The sequence below is a fragment of the Streptomyces sp. WI03-4A genome (assembly GCF_033792105.1).
Classification (GTDB): domain Bacteria; phylum Actinomycetota; class Actinomycetes; order Streptomycetales; family Streptomycetaceae; genus Streptomyces; species Streptomyces collinus_A.
On sequence record NZ_JARAUO010000001.1, the window covers coordinates 347149 to 367146 of the forward strand.

At 69.9% G+C, this 19998-nt stretch carries 20 protein-coding genes; 17 read left to right on the plus strand and 3 right to left on the minus strand.

Translation table 11 applies throughout. From position 1 onward, the window contains the following. The first annotated feature begins 48 nt into the window (after positions 1 to 48). From PV343_RS01625 to PV343_RS01680, 12 genes are all read left to right on the plus strand, one after another. Positions 49 to 1257: an ROK family transcriptional regulator gene (locus PV343_RS01625; protein ID WP_319144918.1), complete on the plus strand. Its 1209-nt coding sequence runs from the start codon at positions 49 to 51 to the stop codon at positions 1255 to 1257. A gap of 203 nt (positions 1258 to 1460) precedes the next feature. Then, positions 1461 to 2945, plus strand: coding sequence for an APC family permease (locus tag PV343_RS01630; protein ID WP_319144919.1), 1485 nt, complete (start codon positions 1461 to 1463; stop codon positions 2943 to 2945). 182 nt (positions 2946 to 3127) lie between these two features. Next, positions 3128 to 4141: an acetamidase/formamidase family protein gene (locus PV343_RS01635; RefSeq protein WP_319144920.1), complete on the plus strand. Its 1014-nt coding sequence runs from the start codon at positions 3128 to 3130 to the stop codon at positions 4139 to 4141. A 100-nt stretch (positions 4142 to 4241) separates the two neighbouring features. Beyond that, positions 4242 to 4844 carry an N-acetylmuramoyl-L-alanine amidase gene (locus PV343_RS01640; RefSeq protein ID WP_319144921.1) on the plus strand — a complete coding sequence of 201 codons (603 nt, stop codon included), beginning with the start codon at positions 4242 to 4244 and terminating at the stop codon, positions 4842 to 4844. A 79-nt stretch (positions 4845 to 4923) separates the two neighbouring features. Further along, positions 4924 to 6231 (plus strand): GAF domain-containing protein, encoded by a 1308-nt coding sequence (locus PV343_RS01645; RefSeq protein WP_319144922.1) that lies wholly within the window; start codon positions 4924 to 4926, stop codon positions 6229 to 6231. A gap of 56 nt (positions 6232 to 6287) precedes the next feature. Beyond that, complete coding sequence (locus PV343_RS01650) at positions 6288 to 7811, plus strand: aldehyde dehydrogenase family protein (protein WP_319144923.1); 1524 nt, start codon at positions 6288 to 6290, stop codon at positions 7809 to 7811. Between the two features lie 884 nt (positions 7812 to 8695). Continuing rightward, positions 8696 to 9643 carry a phosphotransferase family protein gene (locus PV343_RS01655; protein WP_319144924.1) on the plus strand — a complete coding sequence of 316 codons (948 nt, stop codon included), beginning with the start codon at positions 8696 to 8698 and terminating at the stop codon, positions 9641 to 9643. 42 nt (positions 9644 to 9685) lie between these two features. After that, a complete protein-coding gene (locus PV343_RS01660; RefSeq protein WP_319144925.1) occupies positions 9686 to 9946 on the plus strand; it encodes a hypothetical protein in 261 nt (86 codons plus the stop codon). Positions 9947 to 10348: 402 nt separating this feature from the next. Further along, positions 10349 to 10753 (plus strand): FKBP-type peptidyl-prolyl cis-trans isomerase, encoded by a 405-nt coding sequence (locus PV343_RS01665; RefSeq protein WP_093479447.1) that lies wholly within the window; start codon positions 10349 to 10351, stop codon positions 10751 to 10753. Between the two features lie 1084 nt (positions 10754 to 11837). Beyond that, entirely contained in the window at positions 11838 to 12098 is a 261-nt protein-coding gene (locus PV343_RS01670; protein ID WP_319144926.1) for a hypothetical protein, read from the plus strand. Between the two features lie 481 nt (positions 12099 to 12579). Then, positions 12580 to 12936 carry a PRC-barrel domain-containing protein gene (locus PV343_RS01675; protein WP_319144928.1) on the plus strand — a complete coding sequence of 119 codons (357 nt, stop codon included), beginning with the start codon at positions 12580 to 12582 and terminating at the stop codon, positions 12934 to 12936. Between the two features lie 423 nt (positions 12937 to 13359). Beyond that, the gene (locus PV343_RS01680; protein WP_319144929.1) at positions 13360 to 13755 is read left to right on the plus strand and encodes an STAS domain-containing protein; all 396 of its coding nucleotides are present in this window, start codon (positions 13360 to 13362) and stop codon (positions 13753 to 13755) included. Between the two features lie 391 nt (positions 13756 to 14146). Here the strand turns inward: PV343_RS01680 and PV343_RS01685 are convergent, their stop codons facing one another. Further along, positions 14147 to 14719, minus strand: a complete 573-nt coding sequence (locus tag PV343_RS01685) for a TetR family transcriptional regulator C-terminal domain-containing protein (RefSeq protein WP_319144930.1) — start codon at positions 14717 to 14719, stop codon at positions 14147 to 14149. A gap of 243 nt (positions 14720 to 14962) precedes the next feature. Between PV343_RS01685 and PV343_RS01690 the strand changes: the two genes are divergently transcribed. From PV343_RS01690 to PV343_RS01710, 5 genes are all read left to right on the plus strand, one after another. Then, positions 14963 to 15979, plus strand: a complete 1017-nt coding sequence (locus tag PV343_RS01690) for an alcohol dehydrogenase catalytic domain-containing protein (protein WP_319144931.1) — start codon at positions 14963 to 14965, stop codon at positions 15977 to 15979. Positions 15980 to 16052: 73 nt separating this feature from the next. After that, a complete protein-coding gene (locus tag PV343_RS01695) occupies positions 16053 to 17096 on the plus strand; it encodes a hypothetical protein (protein ID WP_319144932.1) in 1044 nt (347 codons plus the stop codon). A gap of 61 nt (positions 17097 to 17157) precedes the next feature. Further along, the gene (locus PV343_RS01700) at positions 17158 to 17829 is read left to right on the plus strand and encodes an enoyl-CoA hydratase-related protein (RefSeq protein WP_319144933.1); all 672 of its coding nucleotides are present in this window, start codon (positions 17158 to 17160) and stop codon (positions 17827 to 17829) included. Positions 17830 to 18061: 232 nt separating this feature from the next. Next, positions 18062 to 18376: an alcohol dehydrogenase catalytic domain-containing protein gene (locus tag PV343_RS40240; protein WP_415923439.1), complete on the plus strand. Its 315-nt coding sequence runs from the start codon at positions 18062 to 18064 to the stop codon at positions 18374 to 18376. 355 nt (positions 18377 to 18731) lie between these two features. After that, the gene (locus PV343_RS01710; protein ID WP_319144936.1) at positions 18732 to 18965 is read left to right on the plus strand and encodes a hypothetical protein; all 234 of its coding nucleotides are present in this window, start codon (positions 18732 to 18734) and stop codon (positions 18963 to 18965) included. Between the two features lie 63 nt (positions 18966 to 19028). Here PV343_RS01710 and PV343_RS01715 read toward each other — a convergent pair whose 3' ends face one another. Then, positions 19029 to 19748, minus strand: a complete 720-nt coding sequence (locus tag PV343_RS01715; RefSeq protein ID WP_319144937.1) for a hypothetical protein — start codon at positions 19746 to 19748, stop codon at positions 19029 to 19031. After that, positions 19745 to 19987 (minus strand): hypothetical protein, encoded by a 243-nt coding sequence (locus PV343_RS01720; RefSeq protein WP_319144938.1) that lies wholly within the window; start codon positions 19985 to 19987, stop codon positions 19745 to 19747. The genes PV343_RS01715 and PV343_RS01720 overlap by 4 nt, the downstream gene beginning before the upstream one ends. Positions 19988 to 19998 lie beyond the last annotated feature (11 nt).

A 19998-nucleotide genomic window follows, 5' to 3' on the forward strand; every position in this document is an offset into this window, starting at 1 on the left:
GCCCCGACCGGCCGCTGAGCCGGGCCAGGGACGAGGATCGACGAAGGCATGACCGCACCGCTGCACGAGGGCCGCCCGCCCGCCACCGCACGCGCCCTGTCCGACACCCAGCAGGGCATGCGCCGCCGCAACCTGGCCCGGGTCATGCACGCCGTCAGCGCCCAGGGCCCGCTGTCCCGGGCGGCGGTCTCCTCGCACATCGGCCTGACCCGCGCCGCGGTGTCCACCCTCGTGGACGAGCTGATCCGCTGGGGGCTGTTGGAGGAACTGGGCCCCGAGCGGCCGGGCCGGGTGGGCCGTCCCGGATCCGCGCTCGCGGTGAGCGCGCGTGGCCCGGCCGGTATAGGGGCCGAGATCGGCGTCGACCACTTGGCGGTGTGCGCGGTCGATCTGCGCGGCACGGTCCGCGCCCGGGCGGTGCGTCAGGGAGCGAACCGGGGCCGCGCCCCGCAGCCGGTGATCGAGGAACTGACGGCGTTGGTCCGCCGGGTGCTGGCCGAGGCGGACCGCGAGGGGCTGTGGCCGGCCGGTATCGCGGTCGCGGTACCGGGACTGGTCGCCCGGGACGGCCGCACGGTGGTGCGCGCCCCGAACCTCGAATGGAACGACACCGACCTAGGTCCCCTGCTGCCCGGCGGGTTCCCCGTGACCGTGGACAACGAGGCCAACTACGGCGCGCTGGCCGAACTGTGGCTCGGCGCCGACACCCCGCGCGACTTCCTGCACGTGTCGGCCGAGATCGGCATCGGCGCCGCGGTCGTGGTGGACGGGCAGGTGCTGCGCGGCACACGGGGCTTCGCGGGCGAGCTCGGCCATGTGCCCGTCCACCCGGACGGCCCCGCCTGCCCGTGCGGCGGGCGCGGCTGCCTGGAGCAGTACGCCGGTGAGGAGGCGGTGCTGCGCGCGGCCGGACTCGAGCCGCACGAGGACCTGGTCGGACTGCTCGCGGCACGTGCCGAGGAGGGCGACGAGGCGGTACGGCGGGCTCTGCGGGACGCCGGAACCGCGCTGGGCATAGCCCTGACCGGGGCGGTCAATCTGCTGGACCCCGAGACCGTCGTCCTCGGTGGCGCCCTCGCCGGGCTCTCCCCCTGGCTGCTGCCGTCGCTGAGCGACGAGCTGACGGGCCGTACGGCGGGGCCCGCCTGCTCGGTCTCGGTGTCCGGGCTGGGCCCCGAGGGCCCGCTCCTGGGCGCCGCGCACTCGGTCGTGCGGGCCGTGCTGGACGACCCGGCGGTGGTAGCGGAACGGCCCTGACGGCTCCGCCTCACCCGATCGGGTGGCCGAGTTGTCCACAGTCCCCGCTTCGTCCACGGAACCACCGTGCACCCTTCTGCCCAACTCGCCCGAGCCGTACCGTGATTCGCACGAGGCGCCGCCGCCGGGACATCGCGGCCAGCGCTCACCGGGCGAGGAGACACACGCGAGTCGGAGTCGGCTGACACCTGTCGGGGGGACACATGAGCGCGCAGACCAGCGGAACACTGCGGCGGGACGCCATCGGGCTGCGTGAGGTGCTGTTCCAGAGCATCACGGCCATGGCACCGGCCGCCGCGGTGGCGGCCTCCATCCCTTCGGGGGCTGCCTTCGCGGGCGGCAGTCTGCCGCTGGCCGTGCTGATCGCCCTGGTGGCGTGTCTGTTCACGGCCTCCTGCGTGGCGGAACTGGCAAGCGAGTTACCCGCCGCGGGCTCCGTGGCCACGTACGCGGCCCGGGGTCTGCACCCGGCGGTCGGCTTCCTCGTCGGATGGGGCTACGTCTTCGTGGAGATGCTGGTCCCGCCGCTGCTGCTCCTCCAACTCGGCTTCACCACGGCGGACACGCTGCACGAGGAGTGGTCCTCGTACCCGGCGAGCCTGTGGTGGCCGTGGGCGCTGGCGGGCGCCGCGGTGATCGCGGCCGCCGGTCTGCTCGGCGTGCGTGCCTCGGCCCGCTTCGGCACCGTCCTCGGGGCCTTCGAAATCCTTGTCCTGCTGGTGTTCGCCGCCTTGCTCGTCGCGAAGGCGGGCGACGCCAACACCGTGTCCGTCTTCACCACCTCGCACACCGCGGACGGGTACTCCGGCGTCGGCGGTGTTCTCGCCGGGTCCGTGTACACGGTCCTCGCGTTCGCCGGGTTCGAGGCCGCGGCGCCGCTCGCCGAGGAGACACGCGACCCCCGCCGGACGATGCACCGAGCGGTCCTCGGAGCGGCTATGGGGATCGGTCTGTTCTACGTGGTCACGACGTACGCCATGACCGTGTACGTCGGCCCGGAGCGGTTCAGCGGCTTCGGCGCGTCGGGTGCCTCGTCGTGGGAGGGCGTGGCCCGGGCCTCCTTCGGCCTCTTCTGGGTGCTGGTGTTCCTGGCCGTGGTCAACTCGACGATCGCCAACGCCAACGCCTGCGCCAATGTCGCGACCCGCACGGCCTTCGCCCTGGCCCGGATCCGGGTCCTGCCCCGCCTGCTCGCCACCCTGCACCCCCGGCACCGCTCGCCCGTCGCCGGCATCGCGGTCCAGAGCGTCGTCGCCGTCGGCGCGGTCCTCGGGCTCGGTTTCGCCTACGATCCGGTGACCGCGTTCCTGCTCCTGGCCACGGTGATCGTCACGGTCGTGGTGGGCGTCTACATCGTCGTGAACCTGGCGTGCGCCGGTCACTTCCTGCGGGGCGGCCGGCAGTCGTTCAAGCCGGTACGGCATCTGCTGTTCCCCATCCTGGGCATCACCGCGTTCGTCCCCGCGCTGCTGACCGCCGCCGGGATACCGGTATTCGACTTCGTGACGGAGCTGTCGGCGCCGGTGTCGTACGCCGGACCGGTGGTCGGCTGCTGGATGGCGGCCGGCGTGGTGGTCCTGGTGGTGCTGATACGGCGTCACCCCGAGCGGATAGCCGGGACCGCGCGGGTGCACCTCGACGAACCCGACGCGGTCGACAGCGCGCGGGACGGGGCAGCGTCCCGCTGACCGCCGTCACCGGGACGGCCGAGCGGCAGAGCGCGGGCGAGGCCGAGCGCGGGTGACGCGACCCGGCCGCCCCTCCCCCGGCAACTCCTCGGTCGCGACTCAACAGCTCCACGACGGCTTCTCGAAGGCTCCTTGCTCATGGCCCCGCTCGTTCCACCCCCGCAGAAGGGACCGATGCCACGATGACCGACCCGCGGATCCTGAAGGTGCGCCCGGGACCGGAGGAGTACGCCTGGACGTTCGGCGGTGCTCCCCCGGTGGCCCTTATCGCGCCCGGAACGGTTCTCGACCTCTACACGGAGGACTGCTTCGCCGGCCGGGTGCGGTCCGAGAAGGATCTCGTCTCCGAGGTCTGCGAGTTCCCCTTCCTCAATCCCCAGACGGGCCCCTTCCACGTCGAGGGCGCCGAGCCAGGAGACACGGTGGCCGTGCACTTCGTGTCCGTCGAACCGGCCAGGGACTGGGCCGCGTCGACCACCGTGCCCCTGTTCGGCGCGCTCACCTCCACCCACGCCACGGCGACGCTGCAGTCGCCGCTGCCGGAGCGGGTCTGGATCTGGCAGCTCGACCGCACCCGGCGCACCGCCCTCTTCCAGGCACGGGACAGCGACCTGGAGCTGGAACTGCCCCTCGACCCGATGCACGGCACGGTGGGCGTGGCACCCGCCAACCTGGAGGTGCGCTCGGCCCTGGTGCCGGATGCGCACGGCGGGAACATGGACACTCCCGAGATGCGGGCGGGGGTGACCTGCTACCTGGGGGTCAACGTCGAGGGTGCGCTGCTGAGTCTCGGCGACGGCCACGCGCGGCAGGGCGAGGGCGAGACCTGCGGGGTTGCCGTGGAGTGCGCCATGAACACCGTAGTGATCGTCGACCTGCTCAAGGACGTCGCCACGCCCTGGCCCCGACTGGAATCGGACACGCATCTCATCTCGACCGGATCGGCGCGCCCGCTGGAGGACGCGTTCCGGATATCGCAGCTTGACCTGGTGCAATGGCTGGTACGCGACTACGGGTTCAGCGAGCTGGACGCATACCAGTTCGCGACCCAGGCGGTCGAATCGCCGGTGGCCAACGTGTGCGACACCAACTACACGTGCGTGGCCAAGCTCCGCAAGGAGTGGCTGCCCGCGCGGGAGCCCTACCGCGGCCTGCACACCCGGTTGCGTGAGACGGCCCGGACGCTTCGCCTCTGACGTCGTATCAGCCGCCCCAGCGCGTGTCCTCAGCCCTCCCACGACAAAGAAGTGTCACATACCCCCACACCCCCACACAGTTCCGGAAAGGCAGCCGCCGATGGACACCAACCGGTCCCGACCGCAGCTCAACAGACGACGGATCCTGAAGGGCGCGGCCATCGCCGCCGTACCCTCCGTCCTGCTCCCCGACGCCCGGGCGGGCGCACGGGCGGCCGTCGACTACCCGACGGCCGAGTGGCAGCCGGCCACCACCGCCAACTACACCTCGTCCAACCGGCCCGCGACCTACGCCGTCGACCGGGTGGTCATCCACATCACCGAGGAGACCTACCCGGACACCCTCGCCATCTTCCGGAACGCGCAGAAGGCCGTGTCCGCGCACTACGTGGTCCGCTCGGCGGACGGGCACGTCGCCCAGTGCGTGCGCGAGGCCGACGTCGCCTGGCACGCGGGCAACTGGGGCTACAACACCCGCAGCATCGGCATCGAGCACGAGGGCTGGGTGGACCAGCCCGAATTCCTCACCAACGCCCTCTACGAGCAGTCCGCGAAGCTGACCGCCTCGATCTGCGCGCGGTACGGCATCCCCAGGGACCGGGAGCACATCATCGGGCACTACCAGGTGCCGGGCACCGATCACACCGACCCGGGGCCCTACTGGGACTGGGTCCGCTACCTCAGGCTGGTCAATTTCGCGTAGCCGGCCGTCGAACCGGTTGTCCGCACGAACACGGCGAGTGACGATGGTCCCAGCCGTTTCACCGTCCGGGGCGGCCGAGTTGACCGATCCGTGGGTGGCACTGGAACCGGGGGCCGATCCCGCCGAGCGAGTCCGGGTGCTGCGCCGCGCGCACGAGACGTTCACCACGGCGGGTGAGGTGGCCCGCCCGGTGCGTTCGGTGGTGGCCGAGTCGTGGCAGCGCAGCGCTCGGGCCGGGGTGGGGCCGGACGGCGGCGCGAGCGTGGAGCTGAGCGACGGCGACCTCGGCACCTACCGGGCGGAGCATCCGCTGGCCCGGGTGATGCCGCTGTTCCGGGAGCTGATGGGCACGTTCGCGGCGGACGGGGAACACCTGCTGGCGGTGTGCGACGCGCACGGCAGGCTGCTGTGGGTCGAGGGGCACCCGGCGACGCGGCGGCGTGCGGACGGCATGAACTTCGTACCGGGGGCGCGCTGGTCGGAGACCGCGGTGGGCACCAACGCTCCCGGCACCGCGGTCGCCCTGGACCGGCCGGTGCAGGTGTTCGCGGCCGAGCACTTCATACGGCGGGTCCAGCCGTGGACGTGCGCGGCCGCTCCGGTGCACGATCCGCACACCGGACGGGTGCTCGGCGCCGTCGACATCACCGGTGGCGACGGCCTGGCGCATCCGCACAGCCTGGGCTTCGTGCAGGCGGTGGCGCGGGCGGCCGAGTCGCAGCTCGCGCTGCTCGCACCGGCCCGGCTCGGCGACGGCGGCGCTCTGCTCAGCGCGCTCGGCCGGGACGAGGCCGAGCTCCGCCTGGACGGGCGTCGGCTCAGGCTCAGCCGCCGGCACAGCGAGATCCTCGTGCTGCTCGCCCGCCATCCCGAGGGTCTGTCCGGCGACGAGCTGCTGTGCGCGCTGTACGCCGACGAGTCGGTGACGCCGGTGACGCTGCGCGCCGAGCTGGCCCGGCTCAGGCGGCTGGTGGGGCCTGGGCTGCTGGCCTCCCGGCCGTACCGGCTGACGGCGGCCGTCGAGTCCGACGTCACCGTGGTGGAGCGGCGCCTCGAGGCGGGCGCGCTGACGTCGGCGGCGGCGGCGTACGCCGGTCCGCTGCTGCCGGGCTCCCAGGCCCCGGCGGTCGTACGGCTGCGGCGTCGGCTCGCCGACGGTCTGCGCACGGCGCTGATCGCCCACCGCGACCCGGATCTGCTGGCCGACTGGGCGCACGCACCGTGGGGCGAGGACGACCTCGAGGTGTGGCGGGCCCTGGCGGCGGTGCGCGCGGTGCCCGCGGTGCGGGCCCGGCTGGCGGCGCTGGAGACCGAGCTGGCCGCCCCGGCCCGCCCGGCGTCCTGGCCGCTCGGCGGCGCAACGTACTTGCAACGTCCGCCCGCCTAGCCTCGCGCCGAGAGCTGCCCAACGGCGGGCAGCGCTTCACCGGGAGGCAGACCAGCATGACCCGTTACGCGGCGCCCGGCTCCGAGGGCGCGATCGTCTCCTACCAGGCGCGCTACGACCACTTCATCGGCGGTGAGTACGTGCCGCCGGCACGGGGGCAGTACTTCGAGAACCCGTCTCCGGTCAACGGGCAGCCGTTCACCGAGGTCGCGCGCGGTACCGCGGAGGACGTCGAGCGGGCGTTGGACGCGGCGCACGCGGCCGCGCCCGGCTGGGGCCGTACGTCGGTCACGGAGCGCTCCGACATCCTGCGCAGGATCGCCGACCGCATGGAGGCGAACCTCGAATCGCTCGCCGTCGCGGAGAGCTGGGAGAACGGCAAGCCGGTGCGCGAGACGCTGGCGGCCGACATCCCGCTCGCCATCGACCACTTCCGCTACTTCGCGGGAGCGATCCGGGCGCAGGAGGGATCGCTGAGCGAGATCGACGACGACACGGTGGCGTACCACTTCCACGAGCCGCTCGGCGTGGTCGCGCAGATCATCCCGTGGAACTTCCCGATCCTGATGGCCACCTGGAAGCTGGCCCCGGCGCTCGCCGCGGGCAACGCGGTGGTCCTCAAGCCGGCGGAGCAGACCCCGGCGTCCATCCACTACTGGATGAGCCTGATCGCGGACCTGCTGCCGCCGGGCGTGGTGAACATCGTCAACGGCTTCGGCGTGGAGGCGGGCAAGCCGCTGGCGTCCAGCCCGCGGGTGGCGAAGATCGCGTTCACCGGGGAGACCACGACCGGGCGGCTGATCATGCAGTACGCCTCGGAGAACATCAAGCCGGTCACGCTGGAGCTCGGCGGCAAGTCGCCGAACATCTTCTTCGACGACGTCTGGGCGCACGACGACGACTTCCGGGACAAGGCGCTAGAGGGCTTCACCATGTTCGCGCTGAACCAGGGCGAGGTGTGCACCTGTCCCTCGCGGGCGCTCGTCCAGCGCGGCAACTACGCGGAGTTCCTGGAGGCGGCCGTGGCCCGCACCCGGCAGATCAAGCCGGGGCACCCCCTCGACACGGACACGATGATCGGCGCCCAGGCCTCCAACGACCAGCTGGAGAAGATCCTCTCCTACCTGGACATCGGCCGCCAGGAGGGTGCCAAGGTCCTCACCGGCGGCGAGCGCGTCGAGTACGACGGCGAGCTGAAGGGCGGCTACTACGTCCAGCCGACCATCTTCGAGGGCGACAACCGGATGCGGGTCTTCCAGGAGGAGATCTTCGGCCCGGTGGTGTCGGTGGCGTCCTTCGACGACTTCGACGACGCCATCAAGATCGCGAACGACACGCTCTACGGGCTGGGCGCGGGCGTGTGGACCCGTGACATGAACACCGCCTACCGGGCGGGGCGTGCGATCCAGGCGGGCCGGGTCTGGACCAACTGCTACCACGCCTACCCGGCACACGCGGCGTTCGGCGGCTACAAGCAGTCCGGGATCGGCCGCGAGACGCACAAGATGATGCTGGAGCACTACCAGCAGACGAAGAACATTCTTTGTTCTTACAGCCCTCAGAAACTCGGCTTCTTCTAGAGCCTCAAGTGGGCTGCCTGGAGGCACTGTCGCCTCCAGGCAGCCCAGTACGAAGAACACGCCCAGCAAGCCAATTCAGCACTTAGCGCCACAGTATGAGCTCCAGGTGACTTCATCCCGGCCCAGCCGCGGACCAGAAGTTCGACTCTCAAGGATCTAGCCGACCCCCGCCACTGGCACCGCTAAAGTCTGTCTCTTCGGCCTGTCAACTGCTGGCAACCGAGTCCCGCCGCGCTCCTGCACACCGCGACCACGCGGTGAACTGGTCCCGATGGCGACGCCGCCACCAAGCACGCGCCCGACGCTGTCATCACATGCGGCGCGGGCACACGTTGGGTGAACGACCAGCCCCAGCCCACCCATACCGCACCCCCGCTACACTCCCCACCGCCAGGCCGTTGACCAGGCAAAATACAGAAGTCCGGCTGGAGTACTAGTCGGTAGCGCTGAACCGCGGCTTCGGCTCTAAGGTGGGAACGCCCTGCTGCAACAGGACTGCGGGCCCCGGGCGGCCCTTCGCCGTGCGCCCTGGTCAAGGGCCGCCTCCCGCTCCGCCCACGATCCTGCAAGGTCGATTCGGTCTGCGTCCCGGGCGGGGCACGGCCGGATTAGCGGTAGGGGGCTGCGGTCGACGGACGCCGCAGCGCATGGTGCCCGTCGGCGGGCGACGGCCGCCAGTGCACGAAGGAACAGCCACTGTCGGCTCCGGATACGCTGGATCCGCCGGCACTGTTCCGCCGTATACGCGTGGCGGACCGCACGGCGCCCGGCAGCGCTCCGTCACCGGGTGTCGCGCGGGCGAGGGGCCTACCGTGGGAGATGGTCCCGGCGTCGGCCCCGCCGACCGGCCGGCCGTTCACGCCGGGGGCGGAAGGAGGCACGAGATGTCCGATGCGATACGGGATACCACGGCCCGGCGCGTACGACATTTCGTCGACGCCGGATATCCCGACGCCGGGCCCGTCGAGGCGGCGGTGGAGGGAGCCGTCTACCGACTCGGGGACGGAATGGTGGCCAAGGTGTGGGAGCGCCGACGGGGATCCGAACTGCGGCGGATGCAGCGTTTCTACGCCGATGCCGCGGCGCACCTGCCGTTCGGCGCCCCGGAGATCCTCGCCGTCGAAGACATCGACGGTGTCCCGATGACCGTGGAGCGGGAGCTGACCGGCGAGCCCTTGGCGGGCAGGATCCGCACCGACGACCCGGACGAGGTGCTGCCCGAAGCGGTCGACTGCCTGGTCGGCGTGCTGCGCGCCCTCGCGGACGCCCATGACGTCGACGAGGTCAAGCACCTTTCTGTGCTGGACGAGGAACGCCCGCTGTGGGAAGGCCACACCACTTTCGGATCCGCCCTGGCGGACCTGGTGGACCGGCGGGTCAGCCGGTGCGCGGACCGGCTCTCCACGCATGTCCGCGACTTCGACGACACGCGCGCCCGGCTGCTTCGGAAGCTGCGCTCGCTGCCCCGTACCGACGAGGCGGTCGTCCACGGTGACGTCTTCCCGGAGACCGTGCTGGTGGACGACGACCTGCGGCCGCTCGCCCTCGTGGACTACGGCTTCCTGTCCACGGGCGGGGACCCGCGGTTCGACGCCGCCGTGGCCGCGGCCATCTTCCCGGCGGGTACCGAGCACGCCCCGGAGATCACCCGGCAGCTCACCACGCGGTTCGCCGACGAGTTCGGCTACGCGGTCGACGACCTCCTGCTGTACCGGGCCGCCTATGCGATGGCCACGGGCGACGCCTTCGCGCCGGGCGGCGGTGACGAGCACTTCGCCTGGTGCGTCACCGTGCTCGAGGACCCGGCCGTCGCCGAGTCCCTACACCGGTGACGCACCGCGGGCAGCCGGGAAGTTCCGGTGACGGTGTGTGCGGTGCCCTACGATCCCGAGCGGATCCAGGGGCACATGGCCCTGGGGGTCGAGCGGCAGGACCGCATCGTGGTGGCTGCCGGCGTGCCGGACCCCGCCACGACCAGCATCGACACCCTTGACCCTCATCGGTCACGGCGCACAGCCAGTCCCGCCGGCCTCGGCAGGCCCTTCGCCCTGCGTACCGAGCCCGATGAGTCCGTCAACCTGGCGGCACCGCAGGCCGGAGCCGAGGAAGTCGCTGGCCATCTCCGCGGGCGTTGATCGCGCACCACCCCTCCGCTGCCTGAAGCCGCCTCCACAGCGGATGGTCACGGCCGCCACCTGCTCAAGCTGCCGCTTACGGCTGAGAGCACACCCACGAGCGCGGCGCGGGCCCCTTGTGAGGTTCCAGCGTCACGCGGGGGTGGCTGATCAGCCGGTCAGGACGGGTCAGTGGGTGTTCAAGTTCGCTGTTTCGGCCGTCGCCCCGTTCTGGCGATCACGGTGTGACCTGTGGGTGCCGGTCGCGTTCGTCAGTCGTGCGAAAGATCATCACGTGTGGCCACTGAATCTGGTGTGCTCCGGGGACGGGCGTTCTCGGTAGCCTGACCATCTGCTGCACGGAGTGTCCATGTGTCCGACTGGTCCGTGCGACGGCTTCCGGCTGATAGTGATGAGGCAGCGATGAGTGAACTGACGAAGCCCGAGGTCGACGTTCCGGAGGGTGATGCTCCTACCGAGCTGACCATCCGGGACCTGGTCGTCGGGGACGGGGCTGAGGTGAAGCCGGGCATGGTGGTCAGGGTCCACTATGTCGGGGTGACCTTCGAGTCCGGGAAGGAGTTCGATGCCTCCTGGGACCGCGGTCAGCCGTTCAAGTTCGCCCTGGGCAGTGGCAAGGTCATCAAGGGCTGGGACCGGGGGGTGAGGGGGATGAAGGTCGGCGGTCGGCGCGAGATCATCGTTCCCCCGCGTCTCGGCTACGGCAATCAGTCGCCTTCGCCGTTGATCCCGGCGGGCTCGACCCTGGTCTTCGTGGTGGACCTGCTGGACTCGTATTCCAGCACCACCGGGTGGAGCAACGCCTAGTGACCCTGGCCGCTCCTCCCCTGCAGCGTGCCGCGTCGTCCGCCGGGGTGGGCGCCGCCGTGCGGAATCCAGCTCGTAGCACTGCCGATCACAGCGCCGGTCCGAGGAGGCTCCGCCAGCAGCAACACATTGCGCAAGCCGATACGGACCAAGATCCGGACCATTTCCGGACCAGCACCCCGCCAGAGAGCCGCACCAGCTCTGACAGAAACTTGGTTTCTTCCAGAGGCTGAAGTCGGTTGCCTGGAGGCATCGTTGCGCTCCAGGCAACATGAAATGACGACTACCTTCTGTAATGAATCGGTTTCTTGGCGTTACTGTCTGACATCCGAAGCAGGGACGGACGAGGCGAGCGCCTACGCCCGGTCCGAGGCAGTCGGACACGACCTGCACCGCGGCCACTACATCGTCGTGGTGCAGTGGTCGAACCGGACTGCGGGTCGAGGCCATCAGGAGCGCTCCTGACTTCGACAAGGAAAAGCACATCGGCGCCCCGACCTACCACGACCAGCTCAGCAACCACCACGGACGTCCGACACAGCCCTGACCCACCCGGGAACCGGCCTCCTCGCAGAGCCTCCCACCGTGCCCGGCCAGGGACCGCCTCGTAGCCAGCGTGTTCAGCGACGCCGGCGAGTCCGGATGCTGCACCGCCAGGGCTGATGCCGTGGATCAGAACACCCGCCATCAGCCGCGAAACGACCGGAGCCTCGCAGATGACGCGCGATCAGGACTACCAGGCCCCTCAACTGGGTGATCACCGGCGCCACTTCCCGAGACGTTCAGGTCCGGCCGGCGGACGTCCGCTGCGGCCCAGGCAAGCGCTCGAAGGATGAAGGGCGTCGAAGCGGGGACGATCAGCAGGTACATATGGCGCCGGGGGTGCGGCGCTGCCGGGGGCTGGGGCGGCGTCTCGCACGCCAGCCCTCGTGTCGGTTCCCCGACAGGTGTCAGGCAGCCAGCCGTGCCTCGCCAGGTGCGCTGACCTCGAACGGTATCCACAACCGGCATTCAGGACTACGCTGTTGGGTGAAACCCCAGTCCCCGGTATCGATGCTGTGTCCAGCTCCCGGGGAGGCCCACTGTGTTCGTTCTGCTTCTCATCCTGATCGTGACTCTGGTCGGCCTCGGTTTCCTTCACCCGTTCTGGTGGCTGGCCGCCACGGTGCTCGTCTTCGCCGCTGTCCGCCACGGCCGCGATCATGGCGGCGATGGCAGTTCAGTGGAGTTCCGGGACTACAAGGAGCGGCGGGATCGTCAGGAACGCTGGAACCGCCGCTACAGCCGCCAGAACCGGGCGCGTTGGGAGCGTGAGGACCGTCGGGACCGCGAACGCCGCGGGTGACCCGTGAAGAGGCCCGGCAGCCAGGAGAGTTGCGGGACTGCTTGCGCCAGGCCGGCCCCATTCAGCTAGTCGAGAGGTACGCCATGCAAGGCACAACCGTGCTCCAGAGGACCGGTGGAAGCTACGGGCGGAGGCCACGTGGGGGAACCCGGCGACGAGAGAGGACGTCGAGGTCCTGCGGCCCAGAACGATCAGCTGCGGCGGGCACTGGCCGGCCCCGCGGTCATCGACCAGGCCCGCGGCATGCTCATGGCGCTGACCCCTGCACCCGTGGGGCGGCCAGAGGTCTGCTCGTGAACGCCTCACGGCAGTGCGACACCAAACTTCTCGAGGTGGCCGCGGCCATGGTCACCGCCTGGGAGGGCAAACCGCTCCCCGACCGGATGCAGCGCGCGCTACGACGTACCTTCGGAACTTTCATGCCCAAAGCCAGCAGTGCAACACGCGGCGGCCGGACAGGTCGTCCAGGTAAGGAGAAGTCATGATTCACGCAGCCGACGTCCGGGAATGGCGCGAACGCGATGTCGTCGACGCCGAGTCTCGCAAGGTAGGTGTCCTCGAGGCGGTCTACGTGGACACCAGCACCGATGAGCCGGCCATGGCCACGGTACGGACCGGACTGCCCACCCGGCACCGTCTGGTCTTCGTACCCCTCGACGACGCGATCACCGGACCGGACTACCTCAAGATCAGTTACGCCAAAGCGCTGGTGGCGCAGGCCCCTTCGATCGGCATGGACGACGTCCTGCCGGCTGATCAAGAGGAAGCGATCTTCAAGCATTACGGGCTGGCCTACCAGCCCGGCACCGCCGGGGAACGGCAACTGGCACGCCGCTGACCGCCTCCAGGCAGGATGGCTGCCCCCGAGGTACGCACCGAGTGCGCGCCGGGTCCGCGCCCTGGTCCCTCCCGTCCTCCGGGCCGTCGACGGCTCATGTCGCTCCGCAATGGCGGCCCGGGCCAGTCGGGCCTGGGCCGCGGAGACATTGCGTCTCTTCCCCGCACTCCCAGGAACGTGTCCCACCCATCCATACACGGCAAGGGCGGTCGGGCGTAATCTACGAGGTGCGTCCTGGACCCCGGCGTGGCCGATTCGAAGCAGGCACTGCTCATCGGCGGCGGAGGCGCACCTCCTTCCGCCCCTGTGCACCTCCGGGCACCGCCCGGTACCGGCAGCATCATGTACGGCGCACCCGTCCGCACGAGCATGCCGCAGGGCACAAGTCCGCGGGCGGGCAGGTCGTACGGGAAGCGAGGCGTCATGACCGGCGTACGTGCGATGACTCTCTACCGGCGCGACGGTCGCGCGACCGTCTTCCTGGCGGGTGAGATCGACGCGGACACCGCTCCCGCTGTGGGTGCTGCCGTCGATGACTCCTTCAGCCGGGAGACCGGCGACGTGGACATCGAACTGGCCGACGTCAGTTTCTGTGACGCCAGCGGCCTGAACGTCTTCCTCGCCGCCGCCCTGAACGCGGACGCGAGCGGCCGCCGACTGCGGCTTCGCCACCCGACGCCCGCTGTCCGCCGGGTGTTCGACCTCACCGGCACCGCAACCTTGCTCGACGCCGCCCAGGCCGAGCCTCCCTACCGCCCGCAAGACTTCGCGCCGATGTCCCCCGTGCCGGGGCCGCTGGCGGCCTCTGGTGATCAGTGACCGCATGGCCGGGCTCCTCAGCCTGCTCCAGGAACGCGACCCGGCCGGCCCACGCCCAGGCAGACGACCGGCTCCTGGCCCACGCCACCAGCAGCTGCATCCTCTTCCCGATCCCGGCGCCCTGAGCGCGATGGGGCCGAGAGAACTGGCCAGCCTGTCGAGGCTGCTGCATCGGTCAGGTGCTCTCCTTCCCGTCAGCGCCCTTTGCGCGCGCCTTCACCGAGAACGGGTTCGTCGTCCTGGGGACACGATCCATCGGTCGCACAGGGAGGCATACGGCAGGAAGACGACGATCCTGGCGCCCCAGGACCCGTGCGACGACGTCCGGTACCGGCTGCGTCTCCCAACGACCGCACCCTCACCTGCGGGGTCCAGAAGCGGCCGGTCGCGATCAGCGCAGGAGGACGCCGAAGACCATGTGGAAGAAGGCGTCGAAGGGAGCGGAGGACTTGTCGGCTCGGGCCGCGATCAGCGTGCCCTCCCAGGCGCTGAGGATGAAAAGCGCGGCCTCCTCGACCTCGAGAGCGGCGTCCAGCTCACCTGCTTCCCGGGCTTCGGCGAGGACCCGCCGGATGCGCGCGGCCCACCGCTGGAAGCCGCCCTGGACGGCGGAGCGGATCTCCTCGGAGTGGTCCGCCACCTCGGCGCCGAGGTTGCCCACCAGGCATCCGCGGGCGAAGCCGCTGTCGACCGTGTCCGCACCCAGGAACTCGAAGTGCGCCCGAAGCCGCTCCAGCGCAGGGCGTCCGGGCGTGTCGAGCAGGTCGAACCGCAACCCGGCCGCGTAGCGGCTCAGCGCCTCAAGGGCGCTCTCCTCCTTGCTGGCGAAGTGGTTGTAGAACGAGCCCTTGGGAGCCCCGGCCGCCGAGGTGATGTCGCTGATGCCCGTGGCATTGAAGCCCCGCGTGCGGAACTGCTCCAGGGCTGCCTGCGCGATCTCCTCGCGCTTGGACGCGCGCGCCATTCTCACCACCCCCTCAGGGTCAATATGTCCGGTCGCCTTGCCGCAGGTCAAACCCTGTCACCGGGGAAGCGGCTCCCGCCCCCGACGCCACGTGACCCACGGCTCGCCCCTCGGACCTGCTTGACTAATTATAAAGCGACCGGTCATATTGAAGTGACCGGTCATATTGAGCGGATCCCAGTACCGCCCCCCTAGCCCTCAACCCTCCCCGGGTCGGCAGAGGCAGCACCGAGGAGAAATGTCATGTCCGCGTACCGAGCCTTCGAGGCCACCGGTGTCCACCAGCTCCGGCTCGTCGAGCGCGAGTTGGTCGACCCCCAGCCCGGACACGTCCGGCTCAGGGTGCAGGCGTGCGGTGTATGCCACTCCGACGTGCTGGCCGTGGAGGGACTGCGCCCCGACCCGTCACGGCCCGTCGTCCCCGGCCACGAGATCGTCGGCGTGATCGATGCCGTGGGCGCGGGTGTCACCGCCTGGCAGCCCGGCGACCGCGTCGGCGTCGGCTTCCTGAACGGGCACTGCTGGGAGTGCGAACCGTGCCGCCGCGGCGACTTCGTCAACTGCCTGAACCAGGAACAGACCGGCACCACCATCGACGGCGGATACGCGGAGGTGACATACGCCCGCACGAGCGGACTGGTGCGCATCCCCGATGGCATGCCCGCCGCCGAGGCGGCCCCGCTGCTGTGCGCCGGACTGACCACGCTCACTGCGCTCCAGCAGGCCCCCACCCGCGCCGGCGCCCTGGTCGCCGTACAGGGGATCGGCGGGCTCGGTCACCTGGCCGTGCAGTACGCACGCAGCCTCGGACACCGGGTCGCCGCCATCGCCCGCGGCCAGGAGAAAGAAAAACCCGCCAGAGAACTGGGCGCCCACGAGTACATCGACAGCACCCTCACCGACCCCGGCACGGCGCTGGCCGACCTGGGCGGCGCATCGGTCATCGTCGCCACCGCATCCAGCGGGACGTCCATGAATCCCCTGGTCCGCGGACTGGCCCCGGGCGGCACGCTGGTGGTCGTCGGCGCCGCCCCCGACCCGCTGACGGTGGCCACCGCCGACCTGATCTTCGGCACCCACCGCATCGCCGGCAGCCTGACCGGATCGTCGATCCAGAACGAGGACAACCTCGCCTTCAGCCTCGCCCACGGCATCCGTCCCGCCACCGAGACCATGCCCTTCACCCACGCCATGGACGCCTACGAGCGGATGCTCTCGGGCAAGGCCCGCTTCCGCGTCGTCCTCGACATGGACGCCTGACCACGCCACGACCTGCGTCGCCGGGCAGGCGAGTCCTGGCCCGCGCCCCTGGCAATCCCCTTGAGGTTCCCCCATGACCGACATGGTCGATACGACAGAGCACACCGGCACGGCCCCGCGCGGCCGCGGGCCTGCGTGCCCAGCCGACGACATCGTCTCCGACATCAACGGTCCTCGTGCGACCCGCGCCGCACGGATCAGGCTGCTCTCCATCTCCCTCGGCACTGCCGGCCTCGGCGGAGCCTGGCAGGCAGCGGTGACCACCTTTCCGCCCGCTCTCCAGGTCAGCGACGCGCTGTTCACCGTCAGCGGTCTCATCTGGCTGGTGTTGCTGGCGCAGTACCTGCGCCATGGCGGGACACGGTGGCGCAACCTGCGCCACGACCTGCGTCATCCCGGCGATGGCTTCACTCTTGGGTACGTCCCCATCATCGGCATGCTGATCGCAGGCCACTTCTCGCGGTACGGGATCACAGGCCCACGATGGGCCTACGCCGTGTTCGTCACCGTGGCCGCCCTCATCGCCGCACGCCTGCTGGCCCACTGGCTCACTGGTGCCCTGAGCGCAACCGTCCTGCACCCGGGCTACTTGCTGCCGGTGACCTCCGCACCGTTCGTGGCGAGTGCCGTCGCCTCCACGCTCAGGCTGCCCGGTGTCGCCGACGCCGCTTTCGCGGTGGGGCTGCTGTACTGGCTCGCCTTCGGCACCGTCATCCTCGGCAGCCTCGTCACTGGTGGCCCCCTGCCCGGGCCCGCCCGCCCGGCCCTCACCGTCCTGACCATCCCACCGGCCACCGGCGGAATCGCCTGGACCGCCGCTCACAAGGGCGTCTTCGACGCCGTCGGCTACGGCTTCGCCGGCACGCTGCTCTTCACTGTCCTCCTCGTCGTCTTCCTCCTCCCCGATCTGCGCCAGCCCTCGTTCCATCCGGGTCTGTGGATCTTCAGCTTCCCCATAGCGGCAAGCACCAATTTCGCCATCCGCTGGGTCCACGCCTCCGCGCTTCCCGAAGGGCCGACCCTCACCGGCATCCTCCTGACCGGTGCGACCGCGGCTCTGGGTCTCCTGGCAGGAGCCACCCTGCTCCACCGCGCCCGGCGAACACTTTCCAGTTGACTTCCGCTTTGGCGGCGGAGAAACCTCCCTGCCCCCACCGAAACGTCTCCAAGGAGCCCTCATGCCCATGCTCGACCGCCACGACGCCGTCTTCGTTCTCGACCTCGGCGACGGGGAGAACCGCTTCCACCCCGACTGGATCGCCTCGGTCAACGCAGCCCTTGACGAGGTGGAGAAGTCAGAAGGCCCTCGCGCCCTGATGACCGCTGCGACCGGGAAGTTCTACTCCAACGGTCTCGATCTCGAATGGCTCGCTGCGCACAGCGACGAGCACCTGGACTACGTCAACTCCGTTCATGGTCTGTTCGCAAGGTTTCTGTCCCTCCCGCTGATCACCGTAGCCGCCCTGCAGGGACACACGTTCGCCGCCGCAGCGATGTTCTCTCTGGCCCACGACTTCCGTCTCATGCGTGCCGACCGGGGCTTCTGGTGCCTGCCCGAGGCAGAGATCGACATCCCCTTCACTCCGGGCATGTCCGCCCTCATCCAGTCCCGGCTGACCCCGCAGACAGCCCAGCACGCCATGGTCTCCGCCCGTCGTTTCGGCGGCAAGGAAGCCGCCGCCGCCGGAATCGTCGATCAGGCCGTGGACGAGGGCGCCCTGCGCACGGCCGCCCTCGAACTCGCCCAGTCTCACGCGAACAAGGCCGGCGACAGCCTCGGAACCATCAAGACGCGCATGTACGCCCCTGTCCTCACCCTTCTCCGCGACACGACCAACCCGCTGGGCTGACGCCGCGCCGGGGGCGGTCGCCGGCCTCGCGTTGGGGAGCAAGGCTTCTTACGAATGACAGTGCTCGCGCAGGGCGCAAGCTGGGAGCAAGGCAGGGGTGACACCTGGCGATCGATCAGGTGAGGCTGCACACATGGCGCCGTGACTCGCCGGAGGTTGCGTCGTTCCTGCCCAGAACGTTCGCCGACTTCGTCGGGTGCTGAGAGACGAAAGGCCACTCATGCCGCAGTCCATGCGCGCGCTCGTAGCCCGAGAGGTCGGCGAGCCGAACGATGTCCTGCGCCTGGAATCCCGGCCTGTTCCCACGGCGGAAGCCGGCCAGGCGTTGATCCGTGTGAAGGCGACGCCGACTCACGCCAGCGATCTGCACGTGCTGCGTGGTCGCTACGGTTTCTCCCCCAAGTTTCCGACTGCAGGCGGGCACATGGAATGCGTGGGCTGTATTGAGGCCCTGGGTTCGGACACCGAGGGACTGAAGATCGGCGAGCGTGTAGTGGCCCTTGCCATCCCGGCCGTACCCGGGCCGCGTGTAGCCGGCACCTGGTAGGAATACCTTATTGCCGATACACACAGGCTTCTGCCGGTCCCCGATCGTCTGAGCGACTCCACTGCCTGTCAACTCGCGGTCAACCCTTTGACCGCGCTGCTCCTGGCGACTCGTGAGCTCGACGTCCAGCCGGGAGCATGGTTGTTGCAGACCGCGACGGGCTCCACCGTCGGCCGGCTCGTCATTCAGCTGGCCAGGCACCTGGGTCTGCGCACGATCAATGTGGTGCGGCGGCGCGATGCCGTTGAGGAGATCAAGGCGCTGGGAGGCGACGAGGTCATTTGTATTGAGGACGAGGACCTGTTGCAGCGTGTGACTGAGGTCGCAGGCGCGCTCGGTCATCTACGAGACCGAAGTGGTCCGTGGCTTCTGGCTGAACCGCTGGTTCGGCACTGCCTCACCTGCCGACGCGCTGCGCGCGCTGTCTGAAGTTCGCGGCCTCGTCACGGACGAAGTGCTGAGCATCCCCCAGGGCCGGCTCTTCCCGCTCGAACGCTTCACCGAAGCCATCTCGTTCGCCGACACACCCGCTCATGACGCCAAACCGCTCCTCGTCTTCGAAGATGGCCGGGACAACGACGACGAGTAGGGCACGGTACTTGAACGAACTCGTCGCCGTCAGCGAGCCCATCGGCCAGGCGTTCTGCTGCTGTCAGCTGAAGTGGATGTCGCTGAGGTCGATCGAGACCATGACCTCATCGAGGATGGGGTGGCCATCGGAATCGCGGCGGTAGGCCCGGCGCTTGGTGGGCAGCACGATGCCGTCCGCTTCCACGCAGTCGTAGACGTACTGCGCGGCGGCGAACCCGCCTGCCACATCGACGTGATAGTCGTGTCGGCGCAGCAGCCGGTCGGGGCCGAAGTAGAAGTCCTGGTGGGTGCTGTGGCTGGCGATCTCGGGTGGGAACGTAGCGCGAAGTCCTCGCCACAGTTCGTCTCCTTCCCGCCACGGCTCGATTTCGGTGACCGTGAAGCCGGGCATGGCCAGCAGGAACGGTGTGGTGAGGTAGGTCCACAGGGCGTAGCCGTTGAAGTAGGCCCGGTCCAGCGCGTCCCAGGGGGTCTCCAAAGTGTGGCCGCTGAAGGACGACCGTGGATCCTCACGTTCGGCCACCACTCGCCCGTCGAGCTTGTCGATGCTCACACATCCGGGCGTGAAGTCGGTCTTCTGGTCAGGGGCGCCGAAGGGTCTGACCGAGGCGTGCTCCTCGTGGAGGAGCACGGTCATCTCGCGCGGCGCGGGATCCTGCGGCAAGCCTTTCACGGCGAAAAGATGACCGCCGCTGACAAGGGTGGCTCGCGCCCGAGTCAGCTGGCGCCAGCGTGCGTTGCCGCCGTGGGCTTCGATCGCCTCGGTGAGTAGTTCGTTCATGTAGGTCTCCTGAGGTGCGGCGCCTGCGGACAGGATGACGCGGTCAGCACAGACGGTTCGTCGACGGACCCGCAGTCGAAAACGCTCTCCCGCCCTGCGTTGGCGAGCGCACGCTTCTGCTGCGACGAGAAGCGGTTGGCGGGTATGCCCAAGAACGCCGGGTCGGGGAACAGTTCGTCCTCGCCGTGTTCGCTGATCATGATGAAGCGGTCGCCCTCGGGGATGCCGAGCCCCTGCACCAGCGACTGGT